Here is a 23,660-nt window from a genome sequence, read left to right as displayed (position 1 = left end):
TCACGGGCTCCGTCGTCTGCATGCAGTTGCAGGATGCGCCGAGGAGAACCCTTAAACCGGACATTTCTAACTGGCCCAAACCGGACATTACTAAATGGCCGTCACAAATTTATGGTTGATAATTTATCTTATGTAAAATTAAATAATGAAGTGAGGCCCTGCGACCCGAACAATCCAAAACAGCCCTTCGAACAACACCGCCCAGCCACGCACAATATTGGCGCCAACGTGACTCAAAAGACTTTCGCCATACCTACCGTCACACTGCCTCGCATTTCAGAAGCCGTCTTCGCTTGTGCGAAGATTTTTTTCTGCGAAAGGATGATACTAGCGTGGAATACATGAGTTCTCTGAACAATCACTCTCTACGCCCCTGTCATGCCAATATCTATCAGATCAAGGCCTCCAAGCCCCGTCACCACGTCGCCTCCTGAAGAAAAACACACAACGACTACAAACGTATCGTCTGGCGGTGCAGCGAAAAGACTCCCTGCGAGCGGACCTCTCAGTGGTCTAAGCGAGCGTAATAAATTTACTGGAGATATTCATTGGGCGATACCAGCCAGATTGAAATATAAAGCGGATAGCGTTGATCATTCTATAATCCCGGAATCTGACAAGGATTTTGGAGAATACGCCAGAATGGCCGTAGATCATGCACTATCCAATATTGCTCCTGATGAGCGTATCACTGCATTGGATAAAAAATTCATCGGATTGATTGCTGCAATGGAAAATGCGCAGCGACCAGGCCTTAATCTGCTTTATCTTCCCGAGGCACCGAGAAATCTCCAGTTCATGATAGAGCGTATTGAAAATGGCGGGATGCAGGGTAATTTCAGATTTATTTTCCACCCGTCGGAAAATTCTGTTCATTGCGCGATGGCGGATGTAAGAGTGGGGAGCAATGAAACTTCAATAGTGATTGCCGATTCGGCCTTCGAGCATAGCGACACCCGTTTGGAGTCTGCAGCAGATCTATTAAGAGCGGAAGGACGAAAAATTTCGATTATTACGCCAGAGATTCAAAAATCCACACAAGATTGCATCATGTATGCGCTCAATTTCGCAATCAAGTCCTACAAGACCGGGTTCACAGGTGAAATTCACGGCAAAAACAATGCTCAGATCATTTCGAGCGATCAGCTGAAAAATCTACCCATCGGTTTTCTTAAACATACGCAGACACGTGCGATTCTGAAACAGGAATATGGCCTCGCGGAAGCATTTGTAAAGAAAAACAGTAGTGAGAGACTAAGCGATCGACATGCCAGCTATCGTGTGAGACGTATAAATAACGACAGTAAAGAATTTGAAACAAGTGCCTCAATCGAAGGGTTCAGGTTGCGCGAAATCCGAAAAACCGGAGAGGCTCTCTCGAAAGGTAGCGGGGCTTTTGATCGATCCTTGCTGGAGAGACTGAGTTCCATGAGCCGGTCCCTTAATGAGCTTGAATACGTAAAAAACAATGGAGAGAGAGACGAGAGGCTCAAAGCATTTCGGGAATGGAGAGTGCGAACCAGACAGTAATCATATCTCCCTGAAAGGCCGCGAACCCATTTCCAGCATTGCACGCCGTGTTCTTTAGCAAGGCACGCGAAGTCATGTATCGAAAAGCGAACGCCCGCCGGGAAACCTATCCGAACAGGTAGTTCAACCGGCACGCCCCGCACGGCTAAAATCACGTCGAAATCGAAATGGGGCCAACATGAATAACAACGTCGACCAGCACCACGAGCCGACACTACACAGCAACAAGCAGCGTCTATGGCAACACCCTGCCTACTTGACCGCGTGGGAATACCTTCCCTACGGCCTGCAAATCCGGCTACTGGAATTTGAGGCCCGACTCGACCGCATCTTCCCACGCCGGCTACACGTCAAACGGCGTGGCAACGTGGCAGGGCTTAAACGCGCCGTGTTTACCGTGCTTATAGCCGCAGTCATGCACGCAATCATCATCTCCATGCAACACAGCCAATAGCGATCGACTACGAACGCCCCGCGATGCACACTCCACACCGCCCACGCACTGTCGGCATTCACCCGACGAAATGCGTAGCACGCCTCATACTCGCCACGACGGCTCCTTCACCCCGACATTCAGTGCAGACAGCGGCGAGACTTTTTCCCTCTGCCGTCTCGCACGCCGCATCAAATGAAACAACTCGCGCAGCACATTGCGCGATGCCGTCTGTTTCCCCGAGGCCAAACCCGCAACCGCGCCATAGTGCATCTCGACAGCCTGCACAATTTGCGCACGCTCATCACGCAGCGTGCATGGCAACTCTCCATGCGGCTCTGCGTTTCCCATAGGCTCGGCAGAAACGGGCCGTGAATGATCGTCGGCCACAACATTTTCTTTACCCTCGCGCAACTTATCCTCGTTTGCCAAGGGCCTGCAAAAGCCGGATAGTGCGGCCTCAGTCATTTGCCGACACACGTTCAAGGACTCATTGCCCATGAAGCTCAAAGCGCTCCGCCTCGTCACGGCCGCCACCTTCGCCACGTTCGCGCTGTGCGCGCTCTCCCCTGCAAGCCACGCCGCCGATCAGAACGCGGACCACGACACCGCCCGGATCAAGCCCGCCGTCGATGCCGCGATCGAGCCGCTGATGGCGAAGTACCACGTCGCCGGCATGGCGGTCGGCGTGATCGTCGCAGGCAAGCCATACGTGTTCGACTACGGCGTCGCGTCGACGCAAACCGGCAAGCCGGTCACACGCGATACGCTGTTCGAACTCGGCTCGGTCAGCAAGACGTTCACGGCGACGCTCGCATCGTATGCGCAACTGGACGGCAAGCTCTCGCTATCCGACAGCACCGGCCAGTATCTGCCGACGCTGCGCGGCACGCCCTTCGGCAAGGTCAGTCTTCTGAATCTCGGCACACACACACCGGGCGGTTTACCGCTTCAGGTGCCGGACGACATCCATAACGATGCGCAGTTGCTCGAGTACTTCAGGAACTGGCAACCGGCTCACGCGCCGGGTACTTACCGGACCTATTCGAATCCGGGCATCGGCACGCTCGGGTTCATCACCGCGAAGAGCATGGGGCAGAACTTCACCGCGTTGGTACAGCAACGCCTGTTTCCGGCGCTCGGCATGAAGAACAGCTATATCGATGTCCCGGCGGCGAGGCTGCCGGACTATGCGCAAGGCTATACGAAAGATGGCGCGCCGATTCGCCTGCAAGGCGGCATGCTCGCCGCCGAAGCCTACGGCGTCAAGTCGAACGCCGCCGACATGCTGCGCTTCATGCAGGCGAACATGAACATGCTTCCGATCGACGACAAACTCCAGCGTGCGATCGACGCGACTCACACCGGCTACTTCAAGGCCAGTGTGCTGACTCAGGACCTGATCTGGGAGCAGTACCCCTACCCCGTTGCATTGAAGACTTTGCAGGCGGGCAACTCGCCGGAGATCGCCCTTAACGCGACATCCGCGACGGCAATCGAGCCGCCGTTGCCGCCGCAGCAGGACGTGTGGATCAACAAGACCGGCTCGACCAACGGCTTCGGTTCCTATATCGCGTTCGTGCCGAGGCAGCGTATGGGCATCGTGATCCTCGGCAACCGCAATTTCCCGATCGAGGCTCGGGTGAATGCGGCTTATCAGATACTCACGACACTTTCGGCGGCGTCGAACACGAGCAAGGCGAAATAATCGCCGAGCGGTCATTGAACACAACTCGCCAATCCAACCGCAAAAATACTCAAGATACCGAAGCAACATCAAAAAATAAAAACGCCCGACGCTCCCTTGAATCAGGGAAGCGCCGGGCGTCTATCCAACAACCGCTACTGACTCGCGGCTGCGCCGACGCCAGCCTTCTTCTGCGCCTGCTGCAGATTGTTCGGATAGTTCGGATCGTTTTGCCCTGGCTGATAGCCCGCGTCTTCGAGTTTCTTCAGCTCGGCATTCTTCTTCGCACGAGCCTGTTTGCGGGCCGCTTTGCGCGCGGCCTTCCGCTCGGCCTTGGTCGGCTTCGCGGCACTTGCGGCGGCGGCCGGGGACGCTGTGTCGTTCTGCGCGACAGCGAGCGGGATCGTGCCGGCCACCAGTGCCGCAGCCGAAATCCCGAGCATGATTCGTTTAATGGCAAAGCTCTTCATAACTGATATCCCCCAAGGGAGTGTTGGCAACAGAGTTAAAGTCCATCTGCGAATCGTGGTTCATCAAGGCGGATTGCGCAGCCTTTTACGTCACCGCCGGCTCAAGCTTACAGGCAAATAGAGGCCGCGGGTTGGCAGCGTTGATCGCAACGCACATCGCCTGATCCATCGCGGCTCGGGTTCGATCTGACAAAGCGCTCACCTCGGCATAAGTTCTGCAATGCAGAATCAATAAATAATGCCATTCCATACGCTTCAATCGGGACCTCATCTAAATCACCCCAATATCACAAGGGTTTACTGGTAAAACATCGCATATCGAGCAGACTAGGTATTTTCCCTTGTTTGGACTGCATTGCAGTTCTTCATGCGGTTTACCACGTTGACACAGAGCGAACGGTCGTGCCAAATTCCGTCTGAATTCTGTGAGCACACCAATCAGTCCGGTTGAGTGCTTCATGGAATCGTTCGCTATCAGGAGATCAGCCAAACAGAAAAACGCGCAGTCGATCCAGTCCTGACGTCCAATAGCACGCTCTTCATGTTCCGTAATCCTGATGGATCGCGAGAGAGTTCTATTGCCGGTCGAAATCGCAGCGCGGCGCGGATTCATTTCATCGTTCATCCGAAAACGTAAAACAAGGAGACACGCAGCATGCCGGCAAGTCATCGCAACAGGATCGGAGTCGTTCTTGGATTGATGGGGGCGTGTGCGCTAGGTGCGGCCCCGAGCGCTCAGGCGCAAAGCAGTGTCACGCTCTACGGTATCGTCGACGCGTCGCTGCTCTATACCAGCAAGACACTCGACATGAGTACCGGCCAGAGCGCCGGCCATCAGTATTCGTTCACCGACAGCGGCCTGTCCGGCTCGCGCTTCGGCCTGCGTGGCGCCGAAGATCTCGGCGGCGGCATGCGCGCGATCTTCCAGTTGGAAAGCGGCTTTAGCGTGGCCAATGGCTCGCTGAACAATTCGAACGGCAATCTGTTTGGACGTCAGGCGTGGATCGGCATCGACAGCCGCTTCGGTACAGTCAAGGCCGGCTTGCAGTTCTCGCCGTTCTTTCTGTCGGTGTACGACTTCGACCCGCGCGACATGGACTACTTCGGCAGCGGTCTCGTCACCTATCTGAACAACGTCTATGTGACGGGCCTGTTCAATCCCAACGGCATTTCCTACACGTCGCCGGAAATCGCGGGCTTGCAAGGCAGCGCGATGCTCGCGCTCGGCGGAACCGCCGGCGATTTTCAGGCAGGTCGCCAGTACTCGGCGAGCCTGCGCTATCACTTCGGCGGACTCACGATCGACGCCGCGCTCTACAGCGGCAACGCGGGCGGCAGCGCCGCGGCCATCGCGATTCCGAGTGCCGTCGAATTCAACGGCCGCGCGCTCGGTGCGCGCTACGTGTTCAACAACCTGACCGTGATGGCTGCGTACACGCAGTACAAGGTGGCGGGCTCGTTCAACAATCGCGTCTATTCGGGCGGCGCGAGCTATCGCATCACGCCGGCGTTGAATGTCGACGCGGGCATCTGGGTCACGCGCGATGCAAACGAATCGCCGAATAATTCGATTCTCGCTTCGACCGGACTTGAATATTCGTTATCCAAAGCGACGGTCACGTATGCACAGGTCGGCTTCGTGACCAATCACGGCGCCATGCACGCGGGGCTCTCGGTCAATAACGCACTCGATCTGCCCACGGGCACGACGGCCGGCGTGAGCCTCGGCATTCGCCATACGTTCTAGATGCGGACGGCGCACTGTTGCATGTTGCTGTTGCGGTGGATGGTTTCGGGTAATGAGAGGGAACCGATGCGGGTTCCGGGCGGTAACAGCTCTCACCGATCGCCTGGCTACCTCAACGGCAAGTTGGCAACGGCATTGCGTAGCTGTTCGGCGCGTCGATTGTTGAGCACCGCCACGCAAGCCAGTCGCCCCATCTCATGCGCGTTACCTGCTCCGCCACCGCTTAACGAGGCTGAAAACTCACACTCGGTGTCGCGATACCTGGGAGACTCCCGGTCCGATGCGACCAGTTTAGCTTTTGCTACGTTAATGTACTTGCTGTCTTCATCCCATTGGGTGAGCGAGTGGCCCGCGGCTTCCTCGGCTCGTTGCAGCGCTACCTGACTCTCCGCGACTTTTTGTGCAAGGCAATCCCGCATTCCGGCCTGTGAATAAGCGCTGCACAGATTTTCTTGGGTTTGAACGGTATCGTGAGGAGCGGCATGAGACAGTGCCGGCAAAGAGAGTGCGCAACTTAGGGCAATCAGCTTTAGTGTGTGCATATGGTTGCGTTTCCTTTTCGAGCCACGCTTAATGCATAGTCCAATTTTTTGCGTAACTTGGGTCTCGTTGCATCGAGTTGTAGCGCAGTGCGATTAATGTCGCAGATGACGGGCACCAGTCTACATGACACGCGGCCGATCAAATGGAGATCGACAAGCCGGCGTTCGACACGTTCCTGACTCATCGTGTTGATGATAAGTGGATCACCTACTCTTGTCGAAATAGTTGTCGGCAACCCAACCATCTCCTTTAGGAGGACAATGAACAGCCGTATATTGGAAGACCTTTTCAACGACTACTCGCCCTGGATAACAAACGTCGCCAGGAGCAAGCCGAAAAATCTCCTCTTGCGTGTCCCCATCCGGAGATCGATAGACCGGCATTTCTTTCTGAACACGCCATGTTTCACCCGTATGGTTCTCACAACCGATGAGAGTCAGAAAGGCCGCGACGGCAAGCCTCTTCATCGCGCTCTCGGGTATTCAATTTTTCGGGCCACTCTTTTTGAGTGGTTCAACCCAGTCACGATATCGGCGGGGCTAATCATCTCGAACGCCGACCAACGGGGATCGTAAGCGACAATACCAACCGTACCCAGTACGTCGGCAACATTGCTTGAACAACTATTATCGAGAAAGCTGTATTCGTGCGATTTTGGATCTAACGTGAAAATCCTAACTCTTCGCTCCAATTCAGTTTTGATTGTTTGTTTTTCGTCAGACGACACACGAATTACATAGCCGACGCTGTTGCGATACGAGTTCCGATAAAGATGGTCATTCCGGTCAGTGGTAAAGTATTTTTCGTGCGCCCGAGAATAAACTTTGTTATCGACAATAATTGCCACATGGCCAAACTGCGAGCCGTGGCTCAATAAGCGTGACTCGCTTACCACGACCTCCACCACCTCTGATTGAACGGCGATCTCTTTGACCGAGGCGAGCGCGTCCTGCTGCACGTCGCGCGCACAAGCCGCATGCCGAGCGTCGTGCCGAGCCGCGCGAACTCCCGGCCGAAACCCGAGCCCGCGCCAGTGACGACCGCAACCTTGTCCGCAAATTGGTTCACGCATCGCCCTGTTCGGATTGCTATCGATTACAAGATTGCCGAGTACGACATGCCGGCAATACCAAAGAACAGTTCGAGCCCATTCATTACGCCACGTCCCCTGCACTCGTTTGCGCATTGGCTTGAGCCGCCGTGCGCGCCTCGTCCTCTTCCTGCAACTTGCGCCACAGAATCTTGCCGCTGCCCGATTTCGGCAGCGATGCGACGAATTCGACGATACGCGGCGCCTTGTAGGCCGCCATCTGCCCGTGCGCCCAGTCGATGATCTCCTGCGCGCTGATCGTGCCCGCATGGGCCACGTCGGGCACGACGAGTGCCTTGACCGTCTCGCCGCGCTTCTCGTCCTTCACGCCGATCACGCACACTTCGTGAATCGCCGGATGCCGGTACATCAGCGCTTCGACCTCGGCCGGCCAAACCTTGTAGCCCGACGCGTTGATCATGCGTTTGAGCCGGTCGGTCATGAAGAAATAGCCGTCCTCGTCGATATGGCCGAGGTCGCCGGTACGCAGAAAACGCTTGCCGTCGAGTTCGACGAACGCCTCCGCGGTCGCCTTCGGATTGCGCCAGTAGCCCTGCATCACTTGCGGCGCGTTGACGACGATCTCGCCGGTCTCGCCTTGCGGCAACTCCTGCAGCGTAGCCGGATCGATCACGCGCGAATCGACGTCGAACACCGGAATGCCGAGACATTGCGGCTTCGGACGATGCGGCGGATTGATATGCGTGCCGGCAATCGTCTCGGACATGCCGTAGCCCTCGACATAGTCGAGCCCGGTCAGCATCTTCAGCTTCTTCGCAATCGCGTCGGGCATTGCCGCGCCGCCGCCGCGCGTGCCGGACAGGCTCGAGAGATCGTAGTCGCCGAGCCGCGGATTCGAGAGAAAATCGACCATCATCGTCGAGATCGACTGCCAGGCGCTGATGCGATATTTCTGCATGCAGAGCGCGGCGGCATCGCGGTCCCAGCGCGACAGCACGACGATCGTCGCGCCCGCGAACACCACGCTGTTCATGCCGCCCTGCATGCCGGTCACGTGAAAGAACGGCAGCACCGACAGATGCACGCCATCGGCCGCCGACGAAAACCACACGCAGCCGCCGAGCAGCGTGCTCATCACGCTGCGATGCGTATGCATGCAGCCCTTCGGCCGGCCGGTGGTGCCCGACGTATACGGCATCACGCAGAGGTCGTCGGGGCCGGCCGTGAGCGGACCGGGCGCGAGGTTTCTCGCGAGCACATCCGACCACGCGGTGACGCCGTCGCGATCGAACCTCCCGCGCGGCGCGGCAACGAACTCGGGTACCGCGACCGGCGACGGACGCTGCAGATAATCGCCATACGTCGCGACGATCACGTGTTCGAGCCCCTGCCCCGGCTGCTTGCCGATCAGCGGTTCGACGTGCCTGAAGAGACACTGCGGCGCGATGATCGTGGCCGCGTCGCTATCCTCGACGTAATGGGCAAGCTCGTCGCCCATGTTCATCGGATTGACCGGCACCACGACCGCGTTCGCGCGCAGAATGCCGTAGTACGCGATGATCCACTGCGGACTGTTCTGCATATAGAGCAGCACGCGATCGCCGGCCTTTACGCGGCACTCGTGCTGCAAAAAGCCCGCGACGCGCTCGGCTTCGTCCTTGAACTGCGCGAACGTGACCGGCGTGCCGTAGTAAATGATGAAGGGCTTGTCGGGAAAACGCGCCGCCGATACTTCGGCGTTGTAGAAAAGATTGGTGTGCGGCAACGTCAGATGCCGCGGCACTTGCGGCGGCCAATGCGGGTAATGGCGTTCGTTCATACACGTCTCCGGTTTTATTCTTTCTGCGAACCCGACTCGCGCGCGGCGTCCACCTGCGCTTCGAAAACCGCTTCAGCCGGATAGACGTATTCTTCCATGAACGCGTTCAAACGCTTTTGCAGATCGCGGACCTTGTCCGGGTACTCGAAGTTCATGCAACGTCTCCATGTTGTTGCTCCCGCGAGAAGCTTCGCCCGCGCTGCCTGCCGCTACGCTGCCCCGAATCAGACGATGATCGAGCCGCCATCCACCGCGAGATACTGGCCCGTGACATGGCGCGACGCTTCGCTCGCGAGAAACACGACCGGGCCCTTCAGGTCCTCGTCACCGCCGAGGCGCTGCAATGGCGTGCGCGCGACGATCGAGTCTTCGAGCTGGTCGAGCAAACCGGCCGACATCTTCGACGGGAAAAAGCCCGGACAGATCGCGTTGACGTTGATGTTGTACTTGCCCCATTCCGCCGCGAGCGCGCGCGTGAAGTTGATCGCCGCGGCCTTCGAGGTGTTGTAGGCAATCGTGTTCATGCCCGGCGGCGAGCCCTTCAGGCCCGCGACCGATGCGACGTTGATGATCTTGCCCGCACGCTGCGGAATCATGCTGCGCTTGCCGACTTCGCGCGCGAGAAAGAACGGCGCGTTGACGTTCAGGTTCATGACCTTGTGCCACGCTTCGTCGGGATACGCTTCGGCGGGCGCGCCCCAGGTCGCCCCCGCGTTGTTGATGAGAATGTCGATGCGGCCATGTGCGCTCATCACTTCGTCGACGAGGCCCGGAATGCCTTCGAAGCGCTGCAGGTCGTTGGCGATGGCCCTCGCCTCGATACCGCGGCCTTGCAGATGTTCTCGCGCCTCGGCGAGTTCCTCGGCCTTGCGCGCGGTGATCGCGACACGGCAGCCCATCTCGCCGAGCGCCTCGGCCATTTGCAGACCGAGTCCGCGCGAGCCGCCGGTAATCAATGCCACCTTGCCATCGAGTTGAAACAGGTCTTTCACCGACATCGCGACACTCCTTCAGTTGTTCTGCAATGCAGATTGCTATTCCATAATTTCCCGACCATCATACGTGTCGAAATTCACCGTGTAAATAAAAGCACGATCATTCTTTTTCGTTATAAACTGACTCGCATTGCCGCCGCGTGGTTCCTCGGGACTTACCCGCATACCGCGTTCTTCAAACGATCCAGGCCGCATCGGTCGCGCTGTGCGCTCGCGTGTTTTGCGCCGCGCTTCGTAACCGTTCCGCATAGCGGCTTACCTCAGGATGGGTTTTCAGCAATGCAAGACGCGCAAATCATCAACACGCGGGATCTGGATTTCCAGCTGTTCGAAGTGCTCGAAGCCGGGACGCTGACGCGGCGCGCCCGCCATGCGGACCACAGCCGCGAGACCTTCAATGCCGCGCTCGACACCGCGCATGCGGTAGCCGTCGAAAAATTCGCGCCGCACAACCGGCTTTCCGACGAGCACGAACCGCAGTTCGACGGCCAACGCGTGACGCTGCCCGGCGCAGTAAAAGATGCGCTCGACGCCTTGCGCGGCACCGGCTTTCTCGCCGCAAGCAAAGACTACGAACTGGGCGGCATGCAACTGCCGGCGACGATTTCGTTTGCGTGCCTGTCGCTGTTCAAGAGCGCCAACATCGCGACCTCGTCGTACGCCATGCTGACGAGCGCGAATGCGAACGTGATCGAACGCTTCGGCTCGGCACAGCAAAAGCGCAAGTACCTGCGCGCGCTGCTCGAAGGCCGCGCGTTCGGCACGATGGCGCTGACCGAGCCGCAGGCCGGTTCGAGCCTGTCCGATCTCGCCACCACCGCGACGCCGAATGCGGACGGCACCTGGTCGATTCGCGGCAACAAGATTTTCATTTCGGGCGGCGATCACGCGCTGAGCGAGAACATCGTGCATCTCGTGCTGGCGCGCATTGCGGGCGGGCCGCCCGGCGTCAAGGGCATTTCGCTGTTCACAGTGCCGAAGTTTCGCGTCAACGACGACGGCAGCCTCGGCGCGCGCAACGACGTCGCACTCGCGGGCCTGATTCACAAGATGGGCTGGCGCGGCACGACCTCGACGATGCTGTCGTTCGGCGAGCATGGCGAATGCATCGGCGAGCTGGTCGGCGAGCCGCATCACGGGCTCGTGTATATGTTCCATATGATGAACGAGGCGCGCATCGGCGTCGGCCTCGGCGCCGTGATGCTCGGCTATCGCGGCTATCTAGCGTCGCTCGACTATGCGCGCGAGCGGCCGCAAGGACGTCATCCGACCAACAAGAATCCGCTCGATCCGCCATTGCCGCTGATAGAACACGCGGACGTGCGGCGCATGCTGCTTGCGCAAAAGGCCTATGTGGAAGGTGCGTATGCGCTATGCCTGTACGCGGCGCGTCTCGTCGACGAACAGAACACCGGCGAGAGCGACACCGCGCGCGCCGAAGCGGCACTGCTGCTCGACCTGCTGACGCCGGTCGTGAAGTCGTGGCCGTCGCAATGGTGTCTCGAAGCGAACAGCCTCGCGATCCAGATTCATGGCGGCTACGGCTATACGCGCGAGTATCCGGTCGAGCAGTTCTATCGCGACAATCGCCTGAACATGATTCACGAGGGCACGCACGGCATTCAGGCGATCGACCTGCTCGGCCGCAAGGTCACGATGAAACAGGGCGCCGCGCTAAAGCTCTTCGCGCGCGAGTTGCAACGCACGATCGACGCAGCGAGCGAGCATGCGCCGCTACACGCATACGCCGAAGCGCTCAACGACGCGTGGCACGCGCTGAGCGGCACGCTCGATGCTCTGCTGCCCGCGCTCGCGAGCGAAACCGACCGTGCGCTTGCGAACGCCAATGCATTCCTCGAAGCATTCGGCCATATCGTGCTGGCGTGGACGTGGCTCAGGCAGGCGCTCGTCGCGCATGCCGCGTTGCCGAAGGCCAACGACGCGGCGGATCAGGACTTCTATCGCGGCAAGCTGCATGCGTGCCGGTGGTTCTTCCGGTGGGAATTGCCGCGCGTGACGGCAATGCTGGCACCGCTGCGCGATCTCGACGACACGACGTTCAGCATGTCGCCGCGGTGGTTCTAAACGCCCTGCGCTAACACTAAACGCTGAACCCCAAACGCTCGACGCCGCTCGAAACCAAAACCGGAACGCGCCGCCGCTCAATGCGACAGTGCGATTTCGAGCTGCGTTACCACGTCGATCAGACGCGGCCTGACCTGTTCGAGCAGAAATTCTTTCGAGAGCTTGAAGGCCGGGCCGCCGACGTTGATCGCCATGGTCGGCAACTCGCCGCCCGGCTGGAACGCGCGCGCAATGCCATTGACGTCCTTCTGCCAGTCGCCGAACGAAGTCGTCACGCCGAGCGTGCGGTAATCGTCGAGCGCCTTCTCGATGCCGCGCCGCGTCTTCGGCCATGCGACGTGATCGAGTTCGCGCACCTGTTCCATGAAACTGAGGCGGTCGTGCTCGGGAATCGCCGCGAGCCACGCGCGCCCTATCGCCGAGGTCGCGACCGGAATGCGCGAACCGACTTCGAGCGTCAGCGTGAGCGCGACCGAGCCGCGGCAATTTTCGACGTAGATCATCGAGAGCCGGTCGCGCGTGCCGAGCGAAACGGTCGCACCGGACACGTCGGCGAGTTCCTGCATGATGGGCCGCGCGATCTTGCGCACGTCGAGACGCGCGAGCATCGCACTGCCGAGCGCGAGCGATGCCGTGCCGAGCCGGTACTTGCCGCTCTCCTTCAGATGGATCAGATAGCCGAGCAGCGTGAGCGTATGGGTCAGGCGCGAGACCGTCGACTTCGGCAGCCTGCAGCGCTGCGCCAGTTCCTGATTGCTGAGCGATCGGTCGCCGGAGCGGAAACACGCAAGCACTTCGAGCCCGCGCGCGAGTGCCGTGACGAAGTGCCGGTCGTCCTTGTGCGCTTCGTGCGCGGTACGCATCGCGAGTGTGGCCGGTGCCTTCGCCGATGCCGCATCGCCGATGCCGGGGTGGTCGGTGGGACGATCGTCCGGGTTGTGGTCGATTTTGCTCAAGAGGAACGAGGCTCCCGCGAAGCGGCTGCATGAGGCATGAACCGTGGGATGGATCGAAGGGCTGATCCGGGATGCGGAATTATAGTCCAGCAAGCAGGCCGGGCGGCACCAGGGTCCGGCCTACGGAGATGCGCGCGCGAACCGCGCTCGATAGGCGGCATGCCGCTTTTCAGCGGCATCGCTTTTCGGAATTCTCCGATTCATGCCGCGATCTTGCTCGTGAAGAATGGCCGCGCGAGGCGACGTTCGGGTTGGCCCGCTTCTCTCGCTGATGGAATCACGGCTCATGCCTCTCGGCGCGCTTCTTCGTTGCCACTTCCCGCCTATCGCGCTCGACCTATGACTCGCCCATTCACGCGTATTGCGCTGCTAATCGGGATCAGCGCCGGGCTTTACCTGAGCCTGTTCGACCCTACTCCGCATGGAAGCGAGTGCCGGATATCCGCGCCGCCCGATGGGGCGTATATGCGCCGAGCTTTGTCTGTTGCGATGGGTTCCGGCTCGTAGCGAAAGCCCGCAATATGTTGGCCGGCTCTTCGATGCGAAAAGCGGCAAGCTGCTGGCACAGCCCACCTTCAATACGTCAGTTCCCGATCTTTTCTGGTCGACGGGCGTGCGATATTCTCTCGCGCCTTATTCACCGCCCCGCACTCTGCCGCCATCCGTCGAATTTTCGCGGGGCGATGGCAGCGACGGGAATTCAAGCATTTCGCTACCGCCATCGATATGGGACCGGTTGCTCGCCGCGCGTCCGCGTCTGTAGCGATCCAATCCGGCTACCCAGACCGCTCGCTCGACGACACCGCACGCCCCCCAGCAGATCAGCACTGCTTCGCATTCGAAGGCAATTTCTTCGTGTTTCGTCGCTTGCGCTCGACCATTTGCCACATCATCAAACTTTACTTTTCCGTGCTCGCCGGGCACATCGGCGAAACCAGGATGCCCGGCGAGAACAAGACGAGCGCATCGAACGTTAAGGCAAGGCTGATATCTATGTCCAAGGTTTCCAGCAGCAACTCCACCCAAGTCTCCACTGTCGTTGATTTGCCAGCGGATGACCGTCCTTCCGCACACTCGACGAAGCAACCCTCCACGCGCACTCCGACCACGAATCAGGGTTCCCGCTTCGAGGGTCTGCAAAAACGTGCATCCGTCAAAGGCGCAGCGCCCCATGAAAGCACAGCGACCGGTGTCGCCGGCAGCACGTCGCCGGCCCGCACGAGGTGGCATAAGGGCTTTCAGGTAATACAGGCACGCAAGCAACGAACACAAGAGTTGTTGGAGATCCTTCGCGAAGGCGTCCCTGGCCTGCTTGAGCAGCACCAGGCGGCAAAAGCCGATTACCTCAAGCAGGCCGCGGCGCTGATGTCGAAAGGCGAGTATCCATTGCCGACGGCTTTCTCCGGGACCGTGACCCGCGATGCGGCGGGTCAGATGCGCTGTACCGACAAAGCCGTCGAAGCGATTTTGCGCTTCGTGCAGGCTAGGCACTCCGCACAATTCGATGAGCTGCGATTGCCTGCGGCCGGTTGCCGGCTGGACCTTCCGCTGGACGCCGCCATTTTTGCCAGGACAGCCGCATTCGAGCACGGTTGCAAGGTGCACGGGCTGACGATGGAAGACGGGAAGCAAGTCGACGCCGACATCAATCTGACGGCTTATGCGACCCGCCAGGCCATCAGGAAAGGCGTGCAGGGCTTCGGCGCCGACGCGCGCCTGAATCCGGCCACCTCAGAAGCGTCGGACGAGGCGGCCCGCTCCGGCGAGGCCATCGCGGCGTCGCACGACGGTGGAGAATCCCCGGGAGATCTGCCGCTTGCTACCCTGGACGGGAATCGGGCGTCGGCTGACACCGCACCGGCAGAGGGCCCCCATCCATTCAAGTTCCTGCAGGACATCCGTTACGAGGTCGAATCCGATCACGCGCCCTTGAAGAAACTGGTCGAACACTGCCTGAACGAAGCGGACCCGGCGACGCTCGAATTGCGTGGGCGCCTCGGGGCTCAATCGATCAACTCGGTCATCAACCAGAAGGCGTTCACCAAGGAAATCGGCATCGCCATGTTTGCCAGCCTGGCGATGAGCGGCGGCCTTACCTATGCGCTCGACGCCGTGGCGTGGAAGGCACTGGTGGCCGTTGCGGCCCGCGCGTACGGAGAAACGCATCCGGTCACGCAATTCGTCGACGTGTTGACGAACTCGGTCACGCCGCTGGTCACGGAGACGGTCGACTCGCTCATCGTCAAACGACTGCTCGGCACGTTTCAGGGCGAACCGCTCCTGCCGGAGTCCGTCGAGAAATTGCTCGACGACCTCAAGGATTCGGCGGGCGCGGGAAGCATTGCGGCGGTGGGGTCCATTCCGAACAACGCGGCCGCGCTGAACAGTTCGATCGCCATGTTGCCCGTTCAGGCGTTGACGAACCAGGTGGCGGCATCCACCTCCGGTGCCATGGTGCCGCTCGAAATTGCCAACGCACACGATGAGATGGCGGCCGGCGTGACGCAAAAGATGAACGAGGGCTTTTTCCCCGCCCCGGCAGCGAACCATACCGAGGCGGCGAGCACGCCGGAAGCGAAGGCCGCGCTACGGACACACATCCGGGCCGAGACGAAGTCCGCGCTGGAAGCGGCACCCGGCTGGGGGATGGCGGTGAACTCGATGGGCATCGGCTCCGTGCTGAGTTTCGCGGCCGGCTTCCTGCCGGTCGACATTCCGGCCCGTCTGGGACTGGTCAGCGATTCCGTGCAGAAAATCGCCTCGATCATGCTCAATACGCCGACGGAGATCCTGAGTCTCGGTACCAACATATTGACTGCCAATCATCTGGGAATGGGGAAATGGATGACGACCGATACCGAGAAAAACCGCCAGATGATTAGCCTGATCGTCGACAAGGCAATCCAGCGCATCAAAAGCGATGACCCTGGCCGCAGCATCGAAATTACCGAAGACGAATTGCGGGCGATCGAGCATCCCAGACTGGCGCTTACCCAGCCCGCCGGGAGAAAGATTGTCGACGCGATCAATAACACCACCGACTTTCTGGCCAAGGGATGGGCGAGCATGCTGGGGCAGCCGAAACCGGTCAAGCAGAGCGAAACGGTCAGCCTGGACAATGTGCGAATGGATGCATGACGTTGCTTTCGCAACGCCCGTTGCCGCCACCCGTCGAATTTTCGCGAGACGATGGCAGCAACGGGAATTCAGGTATTTCGCTGGCGTCGTCGAGATGGCGCCAGCGGCTCGCCGCACAGCCGCCTCTATGGCTTCCCGATCCGTTGCCCAGACCGCTCAGCGCCGCACAAGCCCCACCACATAGCGGCACGTCTCGTCGCCGGCATTGAAGAACTCGCACTCCACCGGCGCGCCCAGTTGCAGGCAATCGCCCGCTTCGAGCCGGTATGTCTGCGAACCCTCGCGAAACGTCAGCACGCCTTGCGTCACCCAGATCTGCTGATGCTGGAACACGAACGCATCCGATGGATAAGGCACGCGCACGCCTGCCGGCAATTCGATCTCGAGCAATTCGAGCACGCCGCCGGTGGGCGGCGAAACGCGCCGCCGCGTATAGCCGGTTTCGGGGTCTTGCCAGAGCGCCTGATCGGCATGGCGCACGAGCCGCTCGCCGGTCTGCTCGGCGAGTGCGAGCAAGGTCGACAGGGTCAAACCAAACGCGCCCGACAGCCGCCCGAGCACGGTCGCCGTGGGGCTCGCCTCGCCGCGCTCGATCTTGCTGATCATCGCCTTCGACACGCCCGAGCGCTCCGCCAGTTCGCTAAGCGACCAGTTGCGCGCCTCGCGCTCGGTCTTTACGCGCGCGGAAATCGCCTGGGTCAGATCGATGGCGGAAGATTCGGACATGGCAGGGTCGTCGCGGCAAAGTGAGTTCCGCAAAATTATATCGATGCGTAGGCGCGACCGGCAGGCGCTGACAGCCATCCTACCTGAGCGCACCACGAGAAGCCGGCCAGCGGGCGGCCCGCTGACTCGACCGGGCAGGCACGGCGTCGGGCGAGCCACACTCTCGGCACGACACCACGCCCCTCTCGATGCGATATCGACATCGCGCGGCAAGCCTGCAACATCGCCGCGCGGAATGTCTTGCATAGTATTTTTTCGTCCACTATATTCAACGAACGGATACCGTTAAACACGATTCGAAGCCCTGCGCCGATCCGGCACAGCCCCGCGGAACCATCGACGCGTCGAACCCCGCTCGAACCGTTGCCCGCCTTCGTCCACCTCTGCCAGCCGGAACACGCCATGCTGAAGGAAATCGTTCTCAACGCGTTTGACATGAACTGCGTCGGCCACATCCAGCAAGGGCTGTGGACCCATCCGCGCGATCAGTCCGCGCGCTATACGGACCTGCAATACTGGACCGACTACGCGCGCAAGCTCGAAGCGGGCCTGTTCGACGGCATCTTTTTCGCGGACGTGGCGGGCGTCTACGACGTCTACGGCGGCAATCCCGACGCGGCGATCCGCGGCGCGGTGCAGGTGCCCGTCAACGATCCGACGCTGCTGATTCCGGCCATGGCCGCCGTCACGCGGCATCTGTCGTTCGGCGTCACGTCGAATCTGTCGGTCGAGCAGCCCTATCTGTTCGCGCGCCGCATGTCGACGCTCGATCATCTGACGCGCGGCCGGGTCGGCTGGAACATCGTGACCGGCTATCTCGACAGCGCCTCGCGCGCGATCGGCCTGACCGGCCAGATGGCGCACGACGACCGCTACGATCTCGCCGACGAATACATGGAGCTCGTCTACAAGCTCTGGGAGTGCAGTTGGGAAGACGACGCCGTGCTGCGCGACAAGGCGCGCGGCGTCTATGCGAACGCCTCGAAGGTCCACGTGATCCATCACCACGGCAAGCAGTATCGCGTCGATGCGATGCATCTCGCCGAGCCGTCGCCGCAACGCACGCCGGTGCTGTATCAGGCGGGCTCGTCGGCGCGCGGCAAGCAGTTCGCGGCGGCGCACGCGGAATGCGTGTTCGTCAACGGCCAGGCGAAGCCGGCGGTCAAGGCGATCGTCGACGACATTCGCGCGCACGCGGTCGCGGGCGGCCGCCGCGCCGACGACATCAAGGTGCTGCTCGGCCAGACCGTGATCGCGGGCCGCACCGATCGCGAGGCCGAGGACAAATACGCGGAGTACCGGCGCTACGTGAGTTCCGAGGCCGCGCTCGCGCATGCGGCCGCATCGCTCGGCATCGACTTCGCGCGCTACGACCTCGACGAGCCGATCGAAACGGGCAAGAGCCAGGCGATCGTCTCGAACGTCGAGGCGATGACGCGCGCGGCCGGCCCGCAATGGACCAAGCGCAAACTGCTCGAACAGATGGTGCTCGGCAGCCGCCAGCCGCCGCTCGTCGGCTCGGCGGAGAAGATCGCCAGCGAGCTGATTGCATGGACCGAGGAAACCGGCGTGGACGGTTTCAACCTGTCGCGCACCGTCGTGCCCGAATGCTTCGACGATTTCATCGACCTGGTCGTGCCGCTGTTGCAGGAGCGCGGCGCCTACAAGCGCGCGTATCGCGACGGCACGTTGCGCGACAAGCTGTTCGGGCATGCGCGTCTGCCGGAGCGCCATACGGCGGCGCGGTTTCGTTCGCCGGCATGCGCGGCGGCGCCGGCATGACGATGCGCGAAGCTGACACCGGGATGCGGGCGGGTCCGCGAAGTTTGTGGTTTGTGGCGACGGAGTTGGCATCGGTGCCAGTGTCGCGCAAGCCGAACGCATGAGGCGCGCGACTCGCAGCACGCCTACCGTCGGCATGAACCGCACCACCCGCACCGCCAGCGGCACATCCCGTGCAGCTACAGAATTTTCAGAAGAGGCACCCATGCTTGACAAGAGCACGTTCCGCGACGCCATGGCCGGTCTTGGCGCGGCCGTCAACATCATCACGAGCGACGGCGCGGCCGGCCTCGCGGGCTGCACCGCCTCGGCCGTCTGCGGCGTGACCGACGAGCCGCCTACCCTGCTCGTCTGCATCAACCGCGGCAGCCGCAACAATGCGGCGTTCCGCGAGAACGGCAGGCTCTGCGTGAACGTGCTGAGCGCGGAACACCAGGCGCTCGCGGCGCACTTCGCGACGAGCGCGCTCGCCATCGGGGAACGCTTCGCCGCCGCGCAATGGGAACACCTCGCGACCGGCGCGCCGGTGTTGCGGGACGCGCTCGCGTCGCTCGACTGCGAGATCGAATCGATCACCGAAGTCGGCACGCACACGGTGTTCTTCTGCGCGGTGAAGGCCGCGCGCACGCGGGCCGACGGCGATGCGCTGATCTACTACGGCCGCCGTTATCATCGCGTGGGCGAGCGGTCGGTGCATGCATCGCATGCGACGGCCGCGAGTGCTTGTGCCGCGAGACCGGCACGCTGATTTATTTTTCGCGGGGCGAAGCAAGCCCATTGTGACTGGATGCTCGCGGTTGCGATCGACATGCCAAGCCATTCGTTCGTTGCGGGTTCGTCGCGGGTTCATTGCAGAGCCTGCGCGCAGGATATTCCGGACGACTTGATTTCTGGCCGGATAAGCACAGCGACTCCTGCCGGTGTTGCATCAAGCACCCAACATCCAGCATTAATGCATCAAGCCCGCACCACACCGCTCACCGGCCGCGCCGCAACCGTGCGCCCGAACAGCGCGGCCGCGGTGCGCTGCGCATCGAGCCCAAGACTCTCGCTCGCCGCGCCGGCAATCAACGCATCGAGCGACGCGGTCGGCTTCAGATCGCGCGCCTCGTACAACTGATGCGGCGCGAGCCCCGGCCAGTCCGCGATCACGCGGCCGCCTTCCACCGAACCGCCCAGCAGCATCGCGACCGAGCCCGTGCCGTGATCGGTGCCGCCGGTGCCGTTCGCGGCGGCGGTCCGGCCGAATTCGGTCGCGACCAGCACCGTGGTCTTGCTCCACGCCGGCCCCATACCGTCGCGCAACGCGGCAAGCATCGTATCGAGCGCTTTCAGCTGATTCGCGAGGCGCGCGTTCTGCGCGCTATGCGTGTCCCAGCCGCCGGTTTCGATCATCGCGATGCGCGGACCGTCATCGCGCGACAGAAAACTCGCCGCGAGCTTGCCAAGGCTCGCCGGGTCCTGACGCGCGCCCACGTCGCCGGCAAGACCGCGCGCGGCCATCGCCGACTCCCAGAGTGGGCGCAACTGCGCATCCTGCTCGTAAAGCTGCGAGACGCGCATGAGCAGATCGTCGGGCGCCTGCGGCAGCGCCGACGGCGCATAGGACGTGACCGCCGCCGCGCCGCGCAATGCCATCGGCACGGTCGGCGCAAACGCGATCGCAGTCTCGCGCGTCGCCGGCAATTGCGCGGCGAGCCGGTTGAGCCAGCCGTCCTTCACCTGATACGGCGACGTGCCGCCGGTTTCGAGCACGTTCTGTCCGTCGAAATGCGAGCGGTCGCGATACGGCGAGGCCACCGCGTGCACGAACAGCGCCTCGCGGTCCGCGTACATTTTCGCCACCTGCGCGAGCGCCGGATGCAGCGCGAAGGTGCCGTCCAGACGCGGCGCATTCGACGTGTCGATCGCGAGCGCGCCGCGCAACGTCGCGTAGGCAGGCTCGGCGTACGGCACGACGATGTTCAGGCCGTCGGCCGCGCCGCGCTGGATCACGAACACGAAACGGCGCTCGGTCGCGACGTGCGCGAACGCGATATGCGGCGAGACGAGCATCGCGCCGGCACCGGCAGCGGCGACACCGAGAAACTGGCGGCGTGACAGCATGGCATTCATCTCCGTTGGAAATCGGGCGACACGAGCAACAGCGCGATCGCCGTCGATGCGCTTTCGGCGCGCGATACGGCCGTGGCCGTCGGCTCGCTGAGCGTGCCGGCCAGCAGCGTCTGTCCGAGCGCGCGCGCATCGAGCCGGTCGCCCACGCGCGCCGCGAAACGTTGCGCGACTTCGACGCGGCGCACGAGCGCATCGGGCGCGGCCCAGCTTGCGGCGATATCGTCGTAGCCCGCGGGTGAACCGGGGCGCCACACGGGTTGGCCGAGCTGGGTGAAAATCGGCGCGCTCTGCTGATTGCCGAGGTTCTGCCAGCCGAGTCCGCGCATCGACGAAATGGCCCACTCCCACGGCGTCTTGAACTTCACCGCCTGCGGCGCCCAGGCCTCGGGCATCGCGATCAGCGCGTGATAGACGCTTGGCAGATCGCCGCCGCTGCGCTCGAACGCGTCGGCAAGACGCTCGCTGACGCCGGGCGGCGGATTGTCGGCGACGAAATGGCGGGCGAGCTTCATGCCGATATGCTTTGCGGTGGCCGGCGAATTCGCGAGGTCGTGCAGGATCGCGAGTGCCTGCTGCTCGCCTGGCTCGTCGTAGCGGCGGCCCATGATCGTGCGCGTGCCGGGCTCGTGCAGCGCCGGACGAAACACGAAGCTGCCGGGTTCGGCGATCTGCGCGAGCACGCGGCGGCCCGCATCGATATTGCCCGCGATATTCGCGCCCGCTTTGGGCGGATTGCCGGCGAGGCTCCAGCCGGTCAGCGCGCGGGCGAACTCGGTCACGTCGTCCTGGCTGTAGCCGCTGCGCACGCCGAGCGTATGCAGTTCCATGACCTCGCGCGCGAGATTCTCGTTGAGTCCGCGCCGGTTTTCCGGGTTGCGTTGCGCGGCGCGCAGCGCGGCCGTGCTGTCCGGTCCGACCGAGCGGGTCTGGTCGAGAAACAGTTGCATCGCCGGATGACGCTCGACGGCTACCAGCATGTCCTCGAAACGGCCGAGCACATGCGGGCGGATCGCTTCCGCCTCGAACGAACCGGCCAGCACGGCGACACCGGGCTTCTCCGTCGATACCGCAAAATGGTTCGCCCAGAAATGCACGAGCCGTTCGACGAAGGGCGTCGGCGTGGTCAATGCGCTCGCCACGCGCGCATTCACGGATGAGCGGTACAGGTCGAGTATTTCGACGCGCAGTGCCTTGCGTTCGGCTTCTTTCGCGGTCTGGGCACGGGTGGTTTGGGCTGCGCTCTGGCTGGCGGCTGGGGCCATGGCCTGATTCGTGGCCTGGTTCGTTGGCGCGCGATAGCCTGCGTTGCTGCCGCCGGCATTGGCCGCACGCCTGTTCGCGTTATCGATTGCCTCAGTGGCCGCGCGGTTGTCCGCGAAATTGCCGGCATGACCGGCGACAGGAGGCCCCTCGCCCGCGTCGCGCTTTGCCGGCTGATTGATCCGCATGCGCAATTGCACGAGTTCCGCCGACAGCGCCAACGAATCGGGCTGGCTCGCCCACGCAGTAGGTCTCGGCTGATACTGCTCGAACTGGGCGAGCAGCCAGCCTTTCGGATCGGCGGGCGGCGTGTCGTCGGCACGCGCGCCGAGACCGAAGCGGTTCAGCGCGAGCGCCGCGGCATTGCGGTTCGGTGAGTTGGCCATGCGATCCTCGTCGGCATTGGATGGCTTTGCATGTCCGTTAAACGCTCGAAGCGCCGCAATCCGTCGCGGCCATCCGCGTTTTTTAGTCGTCCGATGCAGCGTCGGCAGGCGCGGGATTGGCCGGCACACTCGCCGGCGAGTTCGCCTGATGCTGCGCATTCGCCTGCTGTTTCGCGTTCGGCGCAGGCTGCGCTCCGCGCCACTCGCCACGCCACCTGAGGCTGTCGGCGAACTCGATCCGCTCCGTGGGCGACAGCGTCTCCGCGAAATCCGCGACGCTCGCTTCCACCATCGCGCGCAGTTTGCTGTCGGCCGCGCGCGTACGCGCGAGCGCGGCATCGAGCGCCGCGCGATCGAACTGCGGCTCGGCCAGCAGACGCAGCACCTCGCGACGCCCCTCGCGGCCCTCGCGCGCATAAGGCCGCCCTTCGCGGCGCGCGTTTTGCAGTCCTTCGATAAAGGCCCGCTGCTGCGCTGCCGACAGCGGCTCGGCGGCAAAACGCAGCGCCGCGCGCTGCTGCGCGGCCGCCGGCCGCTTGACGCCGTGCGTCGCGAACCATTGATACGCGCCGCCCGCAATTGCGCCGAGCAGAAACACGTTGAGTACGAACGAGCCCAGCAAGGTAAACTTCCACGACCGCCCGTTCATTCGCCGCTCCAATCGGCGGACGTGCCGCCGAAGCTCGAAGTCAGATAAGAGGATTCGTGCACGGCCGGCGCGTTTTCGGTCAGCACGAAGAACGACATTGCCAATGCGCCGGCCACGCCGCCGAGCAGCCCGACTCCGGCGACCGCCGCGCCGGACCACCACCAGCGCCCGCGCGCGAACAGCCGGCGCACGGGCGTGCGCTCGACGATGCGCCTCTGTAGCTCAAGGCTCGGCGGCTCGACCTTGTCGGCGGCAAGCCACGCGTCGATGCCGGCCGCCTGCGCGAGC

General features: G+C 61.9%; 22 protein-coding genes. 8 read left to right on the top strand and 14 right to left on the bottom strand.

Going from position 1 to position 23,660, the window contains the following annotated elements; all coding sequences use genetic code 11:
* Positions 1 to 567: 567 nt before the first annotated feature.
* Together F3J20_RS29815 and F3J20_RS29810 are read left to right on the top strand one after the other, a co-directional pair.
* Positions 568 to 1,530: a YopJ family acetyltransferase gene (locus F3J20_RS29815; protein ID WP_167285652.1), complete on the top strand. Its 963-nt coding sequence runs from the start codon at positions 568 to 570 to the stop codon at positions 1,528 to 1,530.
* A 178-nt stretch (positions 1,531 to 1,708) separates the two neighbouring features.
* On the top strand, positions 1,709 to 1,984 hold the full coding sequence (locus F3J20_RS29810) for a hypothetical protein (RefSeq protein WP_167041956.1): 276 nt from the start codon (positions 1,709 to 1,711) through the stop codon (positions 1,982 to 1,984).
* An 84-nt stretch (positions 1,985 to 2,068) separates the two neighbouring features.
* On the opposite strand, the gene F3J20_RS29805 is transcribed toward F3J20_RS29810, so the two are convergent.
* On the bottom strand, positions 2,069 to 2,431 hold the full coding sequence (locus F3J20_RS29805; protein ID WP_167041958.1) for a hypothetical protein: 363 nt from the start codon (positions 2,429 to 2,431) through the stop codon (positions 2,069 to 2,071).
* A gap of 31 nt (positions 2,432 to 2,462) precedes the next feature.
* On the opposite strand from F3J20_RS29805, the gene ampC reads away from it, so the two are divergent.
* Positions 2,463 to 3,671: a class C beta-lactamase gene (ampC, locus tag F3J20_RS29800; protein WP_167285651.1), complete on the top strand. Its 1,209-nt coding sequence runs from the start codon at positions 2,463 to 2,465 to the stop codon at positions 3,669 to 3,671.
* A gap of 134 nt (positions 3,672 to 3,805) precedes the next feature.
* Here ampC and F3J20_RS29795 read toward each other — a convergent pair whose 3' ends face one another.
* Positions 3,806 to 4,120: a DUF4148 domain-containing protein gene (locus F3J20_RS29795; RefSeq protein WP_205299413.1), complete on the bottom strand. Its 315-nt coding sequence runs from the start codon at positions 4,118 to 4,120 to the stop codon at positions 3,806 to 3,808.
* 700 nt (positions 4,121 to 4,820) lie between these two features.
* Between F3J20_RS29795 and F3J20_RS29790 the strand changes: the two genes are divergently transcribed.
* Positions 4,821 to 5,867, top strand: a complete 1,047-nt coding sequence (locus tag F3J20_RS29790) for a porin (RefSeq protein ID WP_167285653.1) — start codon at positions 4,821 to 4,823, stop codon at positions 5,865 to 5,867.
* A gap of 107 nt (positions 5,868 to 5,974) precedes the next feature.
* On the opposite strand, the gene F3J20_RS29785 is transcribed toward F3J20_RS29790, so the two are convergent.
* The 6 genes from F3J20_RS29785 to F3J20_RS29760 all read right to left on the bottom strand — a co-directional run bounded on the left by F3J20_RS29785 (position 5,975) and on the right by F3J20_RS29760 (position 10,278).
* On the bottom strand, positions 5,975 to 6,409 hold the full coding sequence (locus F3J20_RS29785) for a lysozyme inhibitor LprI family protein (protein ID WP_167285650.1): 435 nt from the start codon (positions 6,407 to 6,409) through the stop codon (positions 5,975 to 5,977).
* A 204-nt stretch (positions 6,410 to 6,613) separates the two neighbouring features.
* Complete coding sequence (locus F3J20_RS29780; protein WP_167049386.1) at positions 6,614 to 6,877, bottom strand: hypothetical protein; 264 nt, start codon at positions 6,875 to 6,877, stop codon at positions 6,614 to 6,616.
* Complete coding sequence (locus F3J20_RS29775; protein WP_167285649.1) at positions 6,874 to 7,482, bottom strand: hypothetical protein; 609 nt, start codon at positions 7,480 to 7,482, stop codon at positions 6,874 to 6,876. Before F3J20_RS29775 ends, F3J20_RS29780 begins: the two co-directional genes overlap by 4 nt.
* An 82-nt stretch (positions 7,483 to 7,564) precedes the next feature.
* Entirely contained in the window at positions 7,565 to 9,280 is a 1,716-nt protein-coding gene (locus F3J20_RS29770; RefSeq protein ID WP_167285648.1) for a long-chain fatty acid--CoA ligase, read from the bottom strand.
* A gap of 14 nt (positions 9,281 to 9,294) precedes the next feature.
* Positions 9,295 to 9,435, bottom strand: a complete 141-nt coding sequence (locus F3J20_RS29765; protein WP_205299412.1) for a hypothetical protein — start codon at positions 9,433 to 9,435, stop codon at positions 9,295 to 9,297.
* 69 nt (positions 9,436 to 9,504) lie between these two features.
* The gene (locus tag F3J20_RS29760) at positions 9,505 to 10,278 is read right to left on the bottom strand and encodes an SDR family oxidoreductase (protein ID WP_167285647.1); all 774 of its coding nucleotides are present in this window, start codon (positions 10,276 to 10,278) and stop codon (positions 9,505 to 9,507) included.
* Between the two features lie 276 nt (positions 10,279 to 10,554).
* Between F3J20_RS29760 and F3J20_RS29755 the strand changes: the two genes are divergently transcribed.
* Positions 10,555 to 12,360, top strand: coding sequence for an acyl-CoA dehydrogenase (locus F3J20_RS29755; RefSeq protein WP_167285646.1), 1,806 nt, complete (start codon positions 10,555 to 10,557; stop codon positions 12,358 to 12,360).
* A 77-nt stretch (positions 12,361 to 12,437) separates the two neighbouring features.
* On the opposite strand, the gene F3J20_RS29750 is transcribed toward F3J20_RS29755, so the two are convergent.
* Positions 12,438 to 13,223, bottom strand: coding sequence for an IclR family transcriptional regulator (locus F3J20_RS29750; protein ID WP_167049463.1), 786 nt, complete (start codon positions 13,221 to 13,223; stop codon positions 12,438 to 12,440).
* Positions 13,224 to 14,042: 819 nt separating this feature from the next.
* On the opposite strand from F3J20_RS29750, the gene F3J20_RS29745 reads away from it, so the two are divergent.
* Positions 14,043 to 16,454: a hypothetical protein gene (locus F3J20_RS29745; protein WP_167285645.1), complete on the top strand. Its 2,412-nt coding sequence runs from the start codon at positions 14,043 to 14,045 to the stop codon at positions 16,452 to 16,454.
* Between the two features lie 156 nt (positions 16,455 to 16,610).
* Here the strand turns inward: F3J20_RS29745 and F3J20_RS29740 are convergent, their stop codons facing one another.
* Positions 16,611 to 17,180, bottom strand: coding sequence for an XRE family transcriptional regulator (locus F3J20_RS29740; protein ID WP_167049398.1), 570 nt, complete (start codon positions 17,178 to 17,180; stop codon positions 16,611 to 16,613).
* Positions 17,181 to 17,582: 402 nt separating this feature from the next.
* On the opposite strand from F3J20_RS29740, the gene F3J20_RS29735 reads away from it, so the two are divergent.
* Positions 17,583 to 18,962, top strand: a complete 1,380-nt coding sequence (locus tag F3J20_RS29735) for an LLM class flavin-dependent oxidoreductase (protein WP_167285644.1) — start codon at positions 17,583 to 17,585, stop codon at positions 18,960 to 18,962.
* A gap of 205 nt (positions 18,963 to 19,167) precedes the next feature.
* Complete coding sequence (locus tag F3J20_RS29730) at positions 19,168 to 19,710, top strand: flavin reductase (RefSeq protein ID WP_167285643.1); 543 nt, start codon at positions 19,168 to 19,170, stop codon at positions 19,708 to 19,710.
* Positions 19,711 to 19,919: 209 nt separating this feature from the next.
* Here the strand turns inward: F3J20_RS29730 and F3J20_RS29725 are convergent, their stop codons facing one another.
* From F3J20_RS29725 to F3J20_RS29710, 4 genes are all read right to left on the bottom strand, one after another.
* Positions 19,920 to 21,068 carry a DUF1501 domain-containing protein gene (locus tag F3J20_RS29725; RefSeq protein ID WP_167285642.1) on the bottom strand — a complete coding sequence of 383 codons (1,149 nt, stop codon included), beginning with the start codon at positions 21,066 to 21,068 and terminating at the stop codon, positions 19,920 to 19,922.
* Positions 21,069 to 21,073: 5 nt separating this feature from the next.
* Complete coding sequence (locus F3J20_RS29720) at positions 21,074 to 22,723, bottom strand: DUF1800 domain-containing protein (RefSeq protein WP_167285641.1); 1,650 nt, start codon at positions 22,721 to 22,723, stop codon at positions 21,074 to 21,076.
* Between the two features lie 82 nt (positions 22,724 to 22,805).
* A complete protein-coding gene (locus tag F3J20_RS29715; RefSeq protein WP_167285640.1) occupies positions 22,806 to 23,372 on the bottom strand; it encodes a periplasmic heavy metal sensor in 567 nt (188 codons plus the stop codon).
* Positions 23,369 to 23,660: hypothetical protein (locus F3J20_RS29710; protein ID WP_167285639.1), on the bottom strand; the 292-nt coding region annotated here is incomplete at its 5' end. The genes F3J20_RS29715 and F3J20_RS29710, both read right to left, overlap by 4 nt.

It is taken from the genome of Paraburkholderia sp. Cy-641 (assembly GCF_011752945.1).
Taxonomy (GTDB): domain Bacteria; phylum Pseudomonadota; class Gammaproteobacteria; order Burkholderiales; family Burkholderiaceae; genus Paraburkholderia.
Note: the sequence above shows the minus strand (reverse complement) of the source record. Positions and strands in the feature narration are given on the sequence as shown.

Bases quoted from the DNA above. Each gene is read 5' to 3' on its own strand.
- F3J20_RS29735 (WP_167285644.1), top strand. From the start codon at position 17,583: ATGCTGAAGGAAATCGTTCTCAACGCGTTTGACATGAACTGCGTCGGC.
- F3J20_RS29755 (WP_167285646.1), top strand. From the start codon at position 10,555: ATGCAAGACGCGCAAATCATCAACACGCGGGATCTGGATTTCCAGCTG.
- F3J20_RS29730 (WP_167285643.1), top strand. From the start codon at position 19,168: ATGCTTGACAAGAGCACGTTCCGCGACGCCATGGCCGGTCTTGGCGCG.
- F3J20_RS29790 (WP_167285653.1), top strand. From the start codon at position 4,821: ATGGGGGCGTGTGCGCTAGGTGCGGCCCCGAGCGCTCAGGCGCAAAGC.
- F3J20_RS29760 (WP_167285647.1), bottom strand. From the start codon at position 10,278: ATGTCGGTGAAAGACCTGTTTCAACTCGATGGCAAGGTGGCATTGATT.
- F3J20_RS29780 (WP_167049386.1), bottom strand. From the start codon at position 6,877: ATGAAGAGGCTTGCCGTCGCGGCCTTTCTGACTCTCATCGGTTGTGAG.
- ampC (WP_167285651.1), top strand. From the start codon at position 2,463: ATGAAGCTCAAAGCGCTCCGCCTCGTCACGGCCGCCACCTTCGCCACG.
- F3J20_RS29715 (WP_167285640.1), bottom strand. From the start codon at position 23,372: ATGAACGGGCGGTCGTGGAAGTTTACCTTGCTGGGCTCGTTCGTACTC.
- F3J20_RS29750 (WP_167049463.1), bottom strand. From the start codon at position 13,223: ATGCGTACCGCGCACGAAGCGCACAAGGACGACCGGCACTTCGTCACG.
- F3J20_RS29745 (WP_167285645.1), top strand. From the start codon at position 14,043: ATGGGACCGGTTGCTCGCCGCGCGTCCGCGTCTGTAGCGATCCAATCC.
- F3J20_RS29770 (WP_167285648.1), bottom strand. From the start codon at position 9,280: ATGAACGAACGCCATTACCCGCATTGGCCGCCGCAAGTGCCGCGGCAT.
- F3J20_RS29785 (WP_167285650.1), bottom strand. From the start codon at position 6,409: ATGCACACACTAAAGCTGATTGCCCTAAGTTGCGCACTCTCTTTGCCG.
- F3J20_RS29805 (WP_167041958.1), bottom strand. From the start codon at position 2,431: ATGACTGAGGCCGCACTATCCGGCTTTTGCAGGCCCTTGGCAAACGAG.
- F3J20_RS29795 (WP_205299413.1), bottom strand. From the start codon at position 4,120: ATGAAGAGCTTTGCCATTAAACGAATCATGCTCGGGATTTCGGCTGCG.
- F3J20_RS29740 (WP_167049398.1), bottom strand. From the start codon at position 17,180: ATGTCCGAATCTTCCGCCATCGATCTGACCCAGGCGATTTCCGCGCGC.
- F3J20_RS29720 (WP_167285641.1), bottom strand. From the start codon at position 22,723: ATGGCCAACTCACCGAACCGCAATGCCGCGGCGCTCGCGCTGAACCGC.
- F3J20_RS29765 (WP_205299412.1), bottom strand. From the start codon at position 9,435: ATGAACTTCGAGTACCCGGACAAGGTCCGCGATCTGCAAAAGCGTTTG.
- F3J20_RS29725 (WP_167285642.1), bottom strand. From the start codon at position 21,068: ATGCTGTCACGCCGCCAGTTTCTCGGTGTCGCCGCTGCCGGTGCCGGC.
- F3J20_RS29775 (WP_167285649.1), bottom strand. From the start codon at position 7,482: ATGCGTGAACCAATTTGCGGACAAGGTTGCGGTCGTCACTGGCGCGGG.
- F3J20_RS29810 (WP_167041956.1), top strand. From the start codon at position 1,709: ATGAATAACAACGTCGACCAGCACCACGAGCCGACACTACACAGCAAC.